General features: G+C 39.9%; 12 protein-coding genes. 7 read left to right on the top strand and 5 right to left on the bottom strand.

Features of this window, described 5'->3' with window-relative positions; translation table 11 throughout:
• The first annotated feature begins 84 nt into the window (after positions 1–84).
• Positions 85–801, top strand: coding sequence for a GntR family transcriptional regulator (locus tag H5089_RS05405; protein WP_182695750.1), 717 nt, complete (start codon positions 85–87; stop codon positions 799–801).
• 99 nt (positions 802–900) lie between these two features.
• On the opposite strand, the gene H5089_RS05400 is transcribed toward H5089_RS05405, so the two are convergent.
• The 3 genes from H5089_RS05400 to H5089_RS05390 are packed head-to-tail and all read right to left on the bottom strand — an operon-like array spanning position 901 to position 3,478.
• Entirely contained in the window at positions 901–2,091 is a 1,191-nt protein-coding gene (locus H5089_RS05400) for an acetyl-CoA C-acetyltransferase (RefSeq protein WP_182711667.1), read from the bottom strand.
• On the bottom strand, positions 2,088–2,759 hold the full coding sequence (locus tag H5089_RS05395; RefSeq protein WP_058429821.1) for a 3-oxoacid CoA-transferase subunit B: 672 nt from the start codon (positions 2,757–2,759) through the stop codon (positions 2,088–2,090). Before H5089_RS05395 ends, H5089_RS05400 begins: the two co-directional genes overlap by 4 nt.
• Before the next feature lie 2 nt (positions 2,760–2,761).
• The gene (locus tag H5089_RS05390) at positions 2,762–3,478 is read right to left on the bottom strand and encodes a CoA transferase subunit A (protein ID WP_182711666.1); all 717 of its coding nucleotides are present in this window, start codon (positions 3,476–3,478) and stop codon (positions 2,762–2,764) included.
• Positions 3,479–3,576: 98 nt separating this feature from the next.
• Here H5089_RS05390 and H5089_RS05385 point away from each other — a divergent pair, with 98 nt between their 5' ends.
• On the top strand, positions 3,577–4,470 hold the full coding sequence (locus tag H5089_RS05385) for a LysR family transcriptional regulator (protein ID WP_182711665.1): 894 nt from the start codon (positions 3,577–3,579) through the stop codon (positions 4,468–4,470).
• Between the two features lie 19 nt (positions 4,471–4,489).
• On the opposite strand, the gene H5089_RS05380 is transcribed toward H5089_RS05385, so the two are convergent.
• On the bottom strand, positions 4,490–5,692 hold the full coding sequence (locus H5089_RS05380) for an MFS transporter (protein WP_154902995.1): 1,203 nt from the start codon (positions 5,690–5,692) through the stop codon (positions 4,490–4,492).
• A 361-nt stretch (positions 5,693–6,053) separates the two neighbouring features.
• Here H5089_RS05380 and H5089_RS05375 point away from each other — a divergent pair, with 361 nt between their 5' ends.
• Together H5089_RS05375 and H5089_RS05370 are read left to right on the top strand one after the other, a co-directional pair.
• Positions 6,054–8,570, top strand: coding sequence for a TonB-dependent receptor (locus H5089_RS05375; protein WP_182711664.1), 2,517 nt, complete (start codon positions 6,054–6,056; stop codon positions 8,568–8,570).
• 13 nt (positions 8,571–8,583) lie between these two features.
• Positions 8,584–9,573 (top strand): MBL fold metallo-hydrolase, encoded by a 990-nt coding sequence (locus H5089_RS05370; protein ID WP_182711663.1) that lies wholly within the window; start codon positions 8,584–8,586, stop codon positions 9,571–9,573.
• A 43-nt stretch (positions 9,574–9,616) separates the two neighbouring features.
• On the opposite strand, the gene H5089_RS05365 is transcribed toward H5089_RS05370, so the two are convergent.
• Entirely contained in the window at positions 9,617–10,525 is a 909-nt protein-coding gene (locus H5089_RS05365; protein ID WP_154902992.1) for a LysR family transcriptional regulator, read from the bottom strand.
• A gap of 149 nt (positions 10,526–10,674) precedes the next feature.
• Here H5089_RS05365 and H5089_RS05360 point away from each other — a divergent pair, with 149 nt between their 5' ends.
• Genes H5089_RS05360 through H5089_RS05350 form a run of 3 tightly spaced genes read left to right on the top strand, consistent with a single transcriptional unit; the run spans position 10,675 to position 13,641 of the window.
• Positions 10,675–11,664, top strand: a complete 990-nt coding sequence (locus H5089_RS05360) for a fumarylacetoacetate hydrolase family protein (RefSeq protein ID WP_182711662.1) — start codon at positions 10,675–10,677, stop codon at positions 11,662–11,664.
• Positions 11,657–12,445 (top strand): cyclase family protein, encoded by a 789-nt coding sequence (locus tag H5089_RS05355; RefSeq protein WP_154902990.1) that lies wholly within the window; start codon positions 11,657–11,659, stop codon positions 12,443–12,445. The genes H5089_RS05360 and H5089_RS05355 overlap by 8 nt, the downstream gene beginning before the upstream one ends.
• A gap of 35 nt (positions 12,446–12,480) precedes the next feature.
• On the top strand, positions 12,481–13,641 hold the full coding sequence (locus H5089_RS05350; RefSeq protein WP_154902989.1) for a S9 family peptidase: 1,161 nt from the start codon (positions 12,481–12,483) through the stop codon (positions 13,639–13,641).
• Positions 13,642–13,649 lie beyond the last annotated feature (8 nt).

Genomic DNA, 13,649 nt, shown 5'->3' with positions numbered 1-13,649 from the left:
TGTAAATTCACACTATTTCAATGACTATATGCAGTGTAGATTCCTAATTGGATCCAGTTTAAAAAGTAATTGAGGTAATTTTTTATGACTAAGTCAGGCCAAAATGCAGTAACCACATTGCGACAAATGATTTTAACTGGAGCACTAAAAACCGGAGAAAGGCTCGTTGAAATTGCTACTTCTGAACGTCTAGGTGTTTCAAGAACGCCGGTAAGAATTGCATTTAGAACACTTGAACAAGAAGGTTTGTTGACCAAACTTCCTAGGCGTGGCTACGAAGTCCGCTCAGTTTCACCAATTGAAATTGAAGGCGCTATTGAAGTAAGAGGAGTATTAGAGGGCCTAGCTGCTCGACAAGCTGCTGAAAACGGCCTTAACGAAGAACAAAAACATGAAATACAATCCCTTCTTGCTTGTGGTGATTTATTATTTGAAGGGGCCGAACTAACTGAAGATGACTTAGCAACCTACCATGATATGAACCGCCGTTTTCATCTACTAATTATTGAAGCGTCGGGTAACTTGGCTATCCAGGCTGCACTATCTAAAAATGAGCACCTACCATTTGCCTCGGTAAGCGCGCTTGCCATCGACAAAAATAATATGCAAAAAGAGTTTAAACGCTTTGCATTTGCACATCAGCAACATCACCACGTATTTCATGCAATGCTTTCTCGCCAAGGTGCTCGTGCTGAAGGAATTATGCGTGAGCATGCACAAGCAACACTCGGTTACGATCGAAACTATCACCGAACAGAGCTTAAAAACAAACTCACAGTTATTTCGCACGCAAATAAATAACATGCACAGAAGTGTTACTCACTCTTACATATTGAGGGAGCCATATTCTATAAGATATAAAGCTTGCTAATGAAGGAGGCCTTTAAATATTAAAACTTATTAAGCCTTTGTGCGCTCACGCGAGACCAACATAGCAATGCCCATACCACCACCAATACAAAGTGTTGCTAACCCTTTTGTTTTATTAGCTCGCTGCATTTGATATATCAGCGAGACTAAAATACGACAACCTGAAGCTCCAATTGGATGACCAAGTGCAACCGCCCCTCCGTTAACATTTACTTTATTGCTATCTAGCCCCAGCGCAGTATTTACATACAAAGCTTGAGCCGAAAATGCCTCATTAGCTTCAATTAAATCAATCTCATGCACTTGCCAGCCCGCTTTTTTACACACAGCCTGCGTGGCCGCTATTGGGCCAGTGCCCATGTAAAGCGGCTCAACACCTTCGCAAGCGGTAGCTTCAATCACAGATAAAATAGGTAAGTTTAACTTTTTTGCATACTCGTCTGTAGTAACCACCACCATCGCTGCGCCGTCGTTAATAGTCGAACTATTTCCAGCAGTAACTGAACCGTCTTTTTTGAACGCAGGCCTAAGCTTACTAAGGTTTATAATTTGTGTATCAGCTTTTACTGATTCATCAACATCAAAACTCTTGATATCGCCTCCACGTTTTGCAATATAAATAGGGGCAATTTCATCTTTGAATAAACCACTGCTAATAGCATTTGCTGCTTTTTGCTGTGAATGAACTGCAAATTCATCTTGTTCCGCTCTAGAAACAGCAAATTTTTCAGCTATATTTTCAGCTGTAATTCCCATATGTATGTTTTCGCGACTATCCCACAAACCATCTTTTATCAGGCTATCAACCAAAGATAAGTCACCTAATTTTTTAGGTACTCTATTATTGGGTAATACGTGCGCCGCCTGAGACATACTTTCTTGCCCACCAGCAACCACCATTTTAGCATCACCGCAAAGAACTGATTGCGCAGCCAATTGCACCGCTTTTAGTCCTGAGCCACATACGTGATTAATAGTAAAAGCAGACACATTAATAGGTAGTCCGGCATTAAGTGCTGTCTGCCTTGCTGGATTTTGGCCACAACCAGCTGTTAGCACCTGCCCTAAAATCACCTCCTCAATGTGTGGCTTTACTTGCGGTGTTTCATCAAGAACGGTTTTAAGTAACTGACTACCTATTTCAATAGCTGATAGGCTTGATAAACTTTGTCCAAAACCACCAATTGCGGTTCTTTTTGCAGCAACAATAACAGCCTTCATGCTACCACCTCGGGCAAGTCCATTTCGGGTACATGCTCAGGAATAACAAGCTCACCTGCTGTTAACCGTTGAATATCTTCTACCGAGACATTCGGCGCCCTTTCTAACAAATGAAATTTACCGTCTTTAATTTCCATAAAAGCGAGATCAGTTAGCACTTTTTTAATACAGCCCTTACCAGTTAGTGGCAGTGTACAATTTGCTAATAACTTTGATTCACCATGCTTTGATGCATGGGTCATAGTGACAATAATGTTATCGGCACCCGCCACTAAGTCCATAGCACCTCCCATTCCTTTAATTAACTTCCCGGGGATCATGTAAGACGCAATATTACCATTCACATCCACTTCAAAAGCGCCTAATACGGTTAAATCAACATGCCCGCCACGGATCATGGCAAACGACTCTGCACTATCAAAAATTGAGGCGCCGGTTGCCATAGTCACCGTTTGTTTGCCTGCATTGATTAAATCAGCATCAAGTTCATCTTCTGTTGGAAATTGCCCCATACCTAACAATCCGTTTTCTGATTGAAGCATCACTTCAATGCCTTCAGGCACATAGTTAGCAACAAGCGTTGGAATACCAATACCTAAGTTTACGTAGTATCCATCTTGTAGTTCTTGCGCAACACGCATTGCTAATTGCTCTCGGGATAAAGCCATTGTTACACTCCTTGAACTTGTTTAGCACGAGTTGTGCGTTGTTCTATACGTTTTTCAAATGAACCTTTAATAACCCGATCCACATATATCCCAGGGGTATGAATTTCATCGGGATCTAATTGCCCTGCTTCAACAATTTCTTCAACTTCAACAACCGTAACTGTGCCAGCTGTTGCAACTAAAGGATTAAAATTACGTGCTGTTTTTCGATAAACTAAATTACCATATGTATCAGCTTTCCAAGCTTTAACAATGGCAAAATCACCTTTAATCGACTCTTCTAAGATGTAAGTTTTACCATTAAAGTTACGTTCTTCTTTTCCTTGTGCAACTGGAGTTCCATAACCCGTTGCGGTGAAAAAGGCAGGAATACCGGCACCACCGGCACGCATTTTTTCGGCTAATGTGCCTTGAGGGGTCAATTCAACATCCAGTTCACCAGACATCATTTGCCGCTCAAACTCTGCATTTTCGCCAACATAAGAGGCAATGATCTTTTTGATTTGTCGTTTTGCAAGCAGCAACCCTAAACCAAAGTCATCAACGCCACAGTTATTTGATACGACCGTTAGCTCTTTTGTGCCTTTATTACTAATTTCCTTGATTAAATTTTCAGGTATACCACATAAGCCAAAGCCACCAGCTAAAACGGTCATACCGTCTTCAAGTCCTTCAAGCGCTTGAGAATACGTAATTACTACTTTATTAAATCCAGCCATTGTTTAAGTCCAAATTAAGAATGTGTTTATTAGTTTGACAACAAAGCAAGATATAGTTAATTTTATAATTATGTTTTATTAATTAGTTTTTCTTATAAATGAATATAAAACAATTGAAGGCATTTACGCAGGTGGCTTCCAGCTTAAGCTTTGTAGAAGCCGCAGCTAAATTACACTTATCGCAACCCGCGCTTAGTTTAAGTATCAAAAATTTAGAAGAGAGCTTGGGCGGTAAATTATTAACTCGCACAACACGTACATTAGTACTCACCCAAGAAGGTAAAGCATTTTTACCTGTCGCTAAAAACTTATTAAACCAAATAGACGCAGCAGAACGAGAGATGAAAAAGCGATTTGCACTGGATCTTGGGCATACATCTATCGCAGCCATGCCCTCTTTTGCCAGTTCAATTTTGCCAAAAATAATTAAGCGTTTTCATACAAAGTACCCAAACATAAAACTCTCAGTGGACGATGTGTTATCTGATACGGTTATTGACTTGGTAAATGCTGACTTGGTGGAACTCGGTATTTCATTTGAGCCTAAACATAATGGTGACTTAGTATTTCATCCGCTGTATAACGATCAATTTATTGTGGTTTTACCTAAATTTCATCCGCTTGCTAAGTGCCATAGTATTAGTTGGTCGGAGCTACTAAAGTTTGAGTTAATTACTCTGCAAAGTCCCTCTTCTGTCAGAGGGCTAATTGAAGACACTCTCTCGCAGCATAACATTGCACTCAACCCTGCATTTGATGCGCACCAGTTAGCGACTGTTATAAGGATGGTGAGTAATGATTTAGGAGTGGCTGTTGTACCTGCACTTTGCAAAGAGCAAGCATTAGAAGCAGGCGTAATATGCAGAGAAATAAATTCCCCTATTATTGCAAGACGTGTAGGCGTTATTTCTAAACCTATCACGTCTTTATCTATCGCGGCTAAATCAATGCTTGAAACAATTAAGCTCTATTCATTGGAGTTAAGAGATTGAATTTAGGCCCATTGAATGTTCAAACAGGTGCCTTATTTGTATCATCACACTTTAAATCTCTTGCACCTTTACTTTTTAGTGCAGCGACCAGCGATGCAATTGCACAACAAATAGCAATTAGCACAAGCACAGCACTCAAAGAGTCCAATGTTTTTTGAAGTAAAGTTACAACAATAGGTGCTGTAAACTGACCTAAAAAGAACATACCCGTCCACATCCCAGTTCCTTTACCACGTACATTTTCAGGGAGTAGCTTTAATACCCATGTTAAAGTCGTTGGTAATAAAGAGCCAAAACCCAAGCAACCAATAAAAATAGCTATTGATGAAATTACAATTGAAGAAGACACTGCTGTTGCAAAGTAACCAAAGGCACTTAAACCAAAACCAACACATAATAAAAGTGGCCCTGAGATATGCTTAATTTTTCCGTAACAAAATGCACCTAATGCAACACCTATATTTGCTAAAGCTCCTATTCCGCCAATAATAGCGGGCGTCACTGCCTGACTAATCGACAGTACTTCACCTAGTTTTACAATCATAGAATAAAAAATAATACCAACAAATAGTGTTATAAATAATAGAGGCAGTACTTTTTTTACAGGGAATCCCGTGAGTTGTTTGTCCTCATTTGCTCTTACTTTAGGTTCAAATAAGTTTAAAGCAACCAGCAAAGCAACAGGCAAGGCAAGTAAGTATAAAACAAATGGGCCTCTTGAACCCAATACTTCACCCAACATACCGCCAAGTGCAATGAGAAAAATAGCACTTAAGCTCACTGACGCTATTTGTATAGAAATCCATTTTTGTCTTTCTTTTCCTATGAAGTAGTCAGCAATTAATGCGGTAGCAATTGTCATAATAACCGCTTCTGTAATACCTAAAAAAATACGAGATACTATTATATGAGATAAACTTTCCAAGAAATAAGGTAATACCCCAACAGCGCTGTATATTAACAGAGCAAAAATAAGGAGCGACTTCCTGCCAAACTTATCAGAAAGAGAACCCGCAATTGGAGAGAATACAGCAACACAGAGTGCAGGAATAGTCATAGCAATAGGCACTAAAACCTCATAACCACTAATATGCTTAAACTCTTCAAGTAACATAGGCAGCACAGGAACAAGGGAGATGACTGCCATAACAGGCATAATAGCCGCTAAAATTAAAATAATACCGTGTTTAGTAGAAGCCACAGTGGGCGAGATAGTATTCATAAAAACTTCCTTTAATTATTGTGTGTTTTGCTTAGTGTGTTGTCGGGTCATTAAATACAAACCCGAAGGCTCCACTATGTGTTGAAAGTTTCCAATTGTAGAATTTAATATTTAGATAGAATGTATCACGTAAATAAATAGTTAATTGCAATTACCTTTTTTATCACCTTTCCTCGCTAGAGTGCCTAGTTCTCTCATGTATCTATGAAATAGGTAACTTCAATCATAAAAATCAATTAACTTGATATGCAGTTTTTACTTTATCTTTACTTTTGCGTTGCACACACATCGCAATCTCGTCACTTGTATTAACAAGTTATTAGTAAAACGCTTTTACACACACAATTATAAGGATAGAACTATGAACAAATCGTATTTACGTTCATGTATTCTGACTGCATGTTTAGCACCTTTAGCTATTTCGGCTCAAACTGCCGAAAAAACTACAGAACCTAAAGCAGATAGTGGTATTGAGTTAATAACGGTTACAGCACTTAGAAAAACAGAAAGTTTACAAGATGTGGCTGTACCTATTGATGCCGCAACAGGTAAAGAACTATCACGCATCGGTGTTACCGATGCAACAGGGCTTAATAAAATATCACCTGCACTCAATGTTGTCTCTGGTGGCGGCTCTAATACTGTATTTTTTGTCAGAGGCGTTGGTAACTTTGCTGTAAATGCATACACAGATGCTGCTTTAGCATTTAACGTAGACGGTGTATTTTTAGGGCGCCCAACAGCCACAACGGCATCATTTTTAGATGTAGAACGTATAGAGGTTTTAAAGGGACCTCAGGGCACTCTTTATGGCCGAAATGCAACAGCGGGTGCGATCAATGTTATTTCAACAAAACCTGAACTTGGTGAGACATTTGGCAATATTTCTATTGGTGCTGCTAACTATGGAACAATAACAGCTTCTGGTGCTGTCAATTTACCAATAAGCGATGACTGGGCAGCTCGTTTTGCGATTGGTAAAACTAAAAATGACGGCTACAACGATGATGGTACAGCGGCAACAGATGATACCGCATTCCGCGCACGTTTATTTGGTGAATTTTCAGAAGATGTAAACCTTACCGTCACTGCAGATTACTCAACAACAAAAGGCAATGGTAATTCACCTTCATTTGAAGGTAGTTACGGATTCCCACTCCAAGGAAGTAATAACCACCCAAAAAATATTCCAGGTTACAACTTCAATCCTGCTCCAGATAACGTATCAGCTCCTCATACAGGCCCAGGTACACCAGATGCAGTTGAATACTACACAGGCCAAATAACCTCGCCAGCATTTACTTCTATCACTCCCCTATATGACCCTTATATAGACAACGAGTATATGGGGGTGTCGGCAGAGTTAAACGTTGCAACATCATTGGGTGATCTAACAATTATTCCGGCTTATAGAGAGAATACGGTTGACGTTTTATTTAATAATCCCGCTTTCCAAGCAGCTATTAATCAAGAAAACCACCAGCAATCTAGTTTAGAAGCTCGTTTCTCTACAACCGTAGGGGCGCTTGATTTAATTATGGGTGGCTTTTACTTTGATGAAAAAGTTGATGGTCTAGCCTCATTTAACCAATACAGCTTGCAATCAACGCAAGATATTGAAAACTCCAGTACAAAGTCAACCGCGTTTTTTGTTCATGGTAAATATCACATCTCTGATGATCTTAGACTCGTTGGTGCTGTGCGTTGGACCAAAGATAAAAAAGAATTTAAGGGACAAGCGGATGTATTTCTAAATTTATGTATTAGAGATTTACCAGCCTACCCTGGCGGACCAGAAATCCCTAATTGTGACGGTGCGCCAGTTATTCCTGTTGGTGCAACTGTTGCAGAAACAATTGCATCTATTGATCCAGCGGATTTGCCAGAGGGAGCTCCTATAGCTAATCGAGGTCCTGTTCCGTATGGCCAAATTCCGTTGTTTCCTGGTGCGCCAGATAACCTGCGTGCAAACTTGCTTTTCATTAACCAAACACAAATTGACCGTGTTCAAGAAAATGACGAAATAACGTATCGAGCAGCAATAGAATACGATATTGCTGATAGTAATTTACTCTACACTAGTTACGAAACAGGCTATCGTTCAGGAGGGTTTAGTCCAACAGCAGGTCGTGAAGAGTTTTTACCTGAGTATATAAATGCATGGACATTTGGTTCTAAAAATAGATTTTTAGATAATTATTTACAAATCAATGCTGAGGCATTTATTTGGGATTATGAAGATCAACAGGCAAGTCACTTTGGTATTGATGGTAATGGTAATTCTGCATTCTTTACTGAAAATATAGGTCAATCAAGTATTAAAGGCGTTGAAGTTGATATTCTTTATCAACTGACTGAAGCAACACGAATCAAAGGTAATATTCAATACCTAAAAAATGAGATTGAAGAGTTTAGTTACCTTCAAAAAACGCCAGACGAAGCTGTAAATGTTGTGACTGGTTGTGACACAACGGTAATAAGCATGACTGATGGGGAGCCCACATATAATGTCAACTGTTCAGGTAAGGAAGGCAGAAACTCGCCATCACTTTCTTTAACTGCAAGTATTAACCATTACTTAGAGTTTAATAATGGTTATTCGGCATCGGTGTCTTTTGATGCTCGTTACCGCGACGAACGTTGGGTTGGCTTTGACTTCTTACCATCACAGCGTGCTGAAGATGTTATTACCTTAGACACTTCTATGCAATTATTTTCAGCAAATGATAAGTGGTCAATTCTCGCATATGTAAGAAACATAACTGACGAAGAGATAAAAGCAACATCACAGTTATTTGCAAATGGTGGCAACACCATGGTATCAACCTATGAAAAACCAAGAACATACGGCATTACATTTAAATATGACTTCTATTAAGAGAGCACACACAATGAAAAAAAGTAGTATTTTATTTAATTTATTTCTATCTATAGGCTGTTTAGCATTTACGTTTAACGGTAACGCAAGCGAAACAAAAAATGAGTGGATAACTCTAGGTACGATGGCAGGCCCTATTCCTAATGCAAAACACTCTCAACCAGCTAATGCGATGCTTGTTAATGGTAATACCTATTTAGTAGATGCGGGTGATGGAACTGCAGGGCAATTAGCAAAAGCAGGACTTAATATAAAGGATGTGGATGCTATATTTTTAAGTCACCTTCACTTTGATCACACAGGTGGTTTGCCTGCAATTATTAGCTTAAGGTGGCAAACAAGTGCTAATAATGAGCTTATTATATATGGCCCGCCAGGTACTCAGCAAACCGTTGATGGTATTTTTAAATACATGACTTACGGTGCATTAGGTCATTATGGTGTTCCTGGTCAAGTTCCAGCTCCTGCAAATAACAATATTAAAGTAATTGAGGTTCAAGATGGCTCAGATATTAAATTTGATGACTTTACCCTAAATGTAATTAGAAACACTCATTATAGCTGGCCAAAAGGCAGTGACGAATGGAACAAGTTTCAAGCTTTATCGTTTAAGTTTACACTGGATGATGGTTATACTGCTGTTTACACTGGTGACACGGGCCCTAGTAAGGCCGTAGAAAAACTCGCAAACGGCGTTGATTTATTAGTTAGTGAGATGATGGATATTGATCATACCGTTAATCAAATTAAGAAAACGAATCCTCGTATGCCAGAGAAAAAATTTAAAGGTATTCATAGGCACCTTTCAAAGCATCACTTATCTCCTCAGCAGGTCGGTGAGCTGGCTAAAGCAGCAGACGTAAAAAAACTCGTCATTACTCATATGGCGCCAGGGTTAGATACTTCAGAGGAAATCGACTTTTATACCAAGCAAGTGCAAGGTGAATACAAAGGGACGATATCAATAGCTCAAGATTTGAATCGGTATGAATTAAAGCACTGACCTAATTATATAAAACTATAAGTCGCCTATTAAGGCGACTTTTTTATAAGTTTTGTGCAGTAGAAATTACTTTTTCTCTTAACCACCGGTGTATAGGGTCGTTATTAAGTGTAGGGTGCCACATCATTGATTCAACTAAAAGGGGTGTATCAAAGGGAAATGAAACGACCTTTAAACCATGCTTTTGTGCGTGTATATTGGCAAACTTTTTGGGTAAAATAGCTACGCGTTGAGTCCCCTTCAAAGTATAAATCATAGTAGAAAAGTCATTTGTAATAATATCAACTTTTCGACTTCCTCCCATCGTCTCCGTTAACCATGTTTCAATACTTAAATGACTTGTTCGTGCAAAACCTACCGACACATGCCCCATACTGCCAACTTGTTCAGCTGAAATTACATCACCAGCAACTAACTTGTTATCCATATCGACTACACATGCAAGTTCATCAACCATAAGTAATGAACTAGGGTAACCATCAAGCATTACCGATTCCGGTGCTATAAATAAATCGGCTCCTCCTTTGGTAAGTATATTAACTTCATGCGAAAACGGCGATAAAAACTCAAACGTCAATAATGGAGCTAACGTAGCAAGCTCGGTTAAAATACTAGAAAACAGAACTTGAATAACATAATCCGATGCAACAATTTTGAAATGACGTTCACTTTTTAATGGATCATTAAATCGCTTACCAATAATCCCGCCTCTAATGGTTGTCAGTACTTCAGTAATTGGTACTTGAACTTCAAGCGCAAAAGGGGTCGGTTGCATAGTTTTACCAACTTGCACCAACAAGTCATCCTCGAAAAAGGCACGTGCTCTACCCAAAATACTGCTCATAGCAGACTGCGATAAATGCAGTCTCTTAGCGCTTTTGGTTATGTTTTTTTCTTCTAGTAAAACATCTAATGCAACCAGTAAATTTAAATCTAAATGCTCAAATCTCATAACATTGGCCCACTGCTGATTTTTAAATTTTGATTATTTTTAAGTATTAAAATTATTGATACAACCTATCTAAACATTCAATTTCATCAATTGCAAATGAAGTATTAATATGACTTAAACCAAAGTTTAACAACATCTGCGGACACACAATGAAATTTGCAACAATTAATAATTCAAAACCAGATGGTCAGCTTGTATTAGTCTCAAAGGATCTAACTGACTACGTAGACATTAGCGACCTAGCCGGCACGCTCCAAGAGGCACTAGAATTATGGCCTGCTATACAAGATAAGCTTTTACTTCGCTACGAGGCACTTAACGCACTTGAGCTAACAGGCATTAATAAAGTGTGTAACACTCAATTAATGGCCCCTTTACCACGTAGTTGGCAATGGTTAGACGGTTCACTTTTTTTAAATCATGGCGTGTTGATGCAGCAAGCATTTCATCTGGACCCAATCGAAGATGCTGATATTTATCCACTTGTTTATCAAGGTGCTGGCGATAGCTTTCTTAGCGCTAATGATAAAATTGCAGCTCCAAGTAACGAAGTTGGTCTTGATTTTGAGGGCGAATTTGGCGTGATGGTCGGTGACATCCCAATGGGGAGTAGTCCAGAGTTTGCACTTGAGAAAATACGTCTAATAGTCATGCTTAACGACATCAGCTATCGCGCACTCGGGCCAAGAGAAATGAAAACAGGTTTTGGCTTTGTACAAGCTAAAGGCCCTACCAGCTTCGCACCATTTGCTATTACCCCTGATGAGCTTGGTGAAAACTGGCGTAATGGTCGTATTTCACTGCCACTAGAAGTTTACCGTAACGACAAATGGTTTGGTGCGCCTGATGGCACAGAGATGTTTTTTGGTTTTCATGAATTAATTGCCCATGTCGCTAAAACTCGCCCTATTAAAGCGGGCACCGTGTTTGGCTCAGGTACTGTTTCTAACGCAGATATTAGTAAAGGACAAGCCTGTATCTCAGAGCTACGTGCTAAGGAAATGATTGCCACAGGCAAACCACAAACAGACTTTTTACAATCTGGCGAAACAGTTCATATGCGAGTACTAGATTCGCAGGGCAAGTCAATATTTGGAGATATAAAACAAGAAGCCATAATGGAGAATACACATGTTTAATCCATCACAATACACATTAATCGATTTATCGGTAACGCTTGAGAATAACCCCTATACCGATCCACCGCCATTATTACCAAAAATCGAGTATACCGACCACCAACAAGGTTGGCCAGAAATGTCATCAATGTTCCCTGGTTTAAAAAAAGATCAACTCCCAGGGAATGAATCGTGGGCGGCTGAACGTTTAGAGATCACCACACATAGTGGCACTCACATGGACGCACCATGGCACTATGCCTCTACCACAGATGGTGGAAAACCAGCCTTTGGTATTGATGAGTTGCCCTTGGAGTGGTGTTTTCAACGCGGTGTTAAATTAGATTTTAGAGATTTCCCTGATGGTTATGTAATTACTGCCCTAGACGTTGAAAAAGAGCTAGCCCGAATTAATCACACCTTATCGCCGTTAGACATCGTTTTAGTCAATACCCGTGCAGGCTCTGTTTACGGTAAGCCTGGTTACCTTGATGCTGGTGTTGGTATGGGCCGCGAAGCCACCTTGTATCTTTTAGAGCGCGGTATAAAAGTTGTGGGTACCGACGCTTGGAGCTGGGATGCTCCTTTTAAATTCACTAAACAACGTTTCGAAGAAAGCGGCGACCCATCAATCATTTGGGAAGGCCATAAAGCGGGTCGCGACATTGGTTATGGGCAAATGGAAAAGCTAGCAAACTTAGCATCACTACCAAGTAGTGGTTTTTTAGTTTCATGTTTTCCTTACAAAATTAAACATGCCTCAGCAGGTTTTGTCAGAGCTGTCGCATTTCTAGAAAAGTAGTTGAGCACAACACATTAATTTATTAAGAGGTTATTATGTTTAAGTATTTCCCGACGAATTATGTATGGAATTTATCAGTAAATTTAGCTATCGAAATGGGCGCTCGCATTGGCGAAATCGAAGAAATGTGTGGCCCTTTACAAGAGGCTGCAAAATCACCAGATAAAGAAGGCGTTCAAGCATTTAGAGACACGTGGGCTAAAATGGCCGATAAACTATGTGGTCTTGCTGAAGAAGATCTAGAACGCGGCAGACTGCTTTCTGCAGGGTACAAATATAATCGCGCTGCAACCTACCTTATAACCTGTGAACGCATTCAAGCACATGGCGCCTCGGGAAGAACAGAGCTGTATAAACGTTCACTTTCGCTTTTTCAAAAATCAATCGAACTGGGTCACGAAAACTGTGAACGCGTGGAAATTCCTTATGAAGGCAAACACCTTAGTGCTCTTTATGTCAAAGCCAAAGGCGTTAAAGGCCCTGCCCCTATTCTTATACAAATAAACGGCCTAGATTCATCAAAGGAAATGAAATATCGCGTTGGTTTACCACAATGGTTAGCAGAACGTGGCGTTTCATCACTTGTTTTAGATCAACCAGGTACAGGTGAAGCGTTAAAGCTACAAGACTTCCATGCTCGTTTTGACACTGAGCATTGGGCAAGTGTTGTTGTTGATTGGTTAGAACAACATGATGAAGTAGATAGCAAGCTAATTGGCATGGAAGGTGTCTCTTTAGGTGGCTATTACTGCCCTCGTGCGGTAGCGAATGAACCGAGACTTGCCCTAGGCTGTGTATGGGGTGCAAACCACGATTGGCGTGACGTTCAAAAACGTCGCTTAGAAAAAGAAGGTGACTTCCCCGTACCTCATTACTGGGCACATGTGCAATGGGTTTGGGGTGCAAAAAATATGGATGATTTCATGGAAATTGCTGAAAACGTCCACCTTGATGGTCAAATTGAAAAAATTAAAGTGCCATTTTTAGTCACTCACGGCGCTAAAGATTCGCAAATTCCACTTAAATGGGCCGAGCGCACCTTTGAGCAACTAGTCAATAGCCCTAAGCGTGAGCTAAAAATCTTTACAGAACGAGAAGGTGGTGTACAGCACTCTAGCTTCGACAACAGTTCAAACGCGGGTCAGTACATAGCTGATTGGGTAGCTGAAACATTTAACGAATTAAAAAAACAATAAGGATCACA

Source organism: Pseudoalteromonas sp. SR45-1, from assembly GCF_014163655.1.
GTDB classification, from domain to species: Bacteria; Pseudomonadota; Gammaproteobacteria; order Enterobacterales; family Alteromonadaceae; genus Pseudoalteromonas; species Pseudoalteromonas distincta.
Note: the sequence above shows the minus strand (reverse complement) of the source record. Positions and strands in the feature narration are given on the sequence as shown.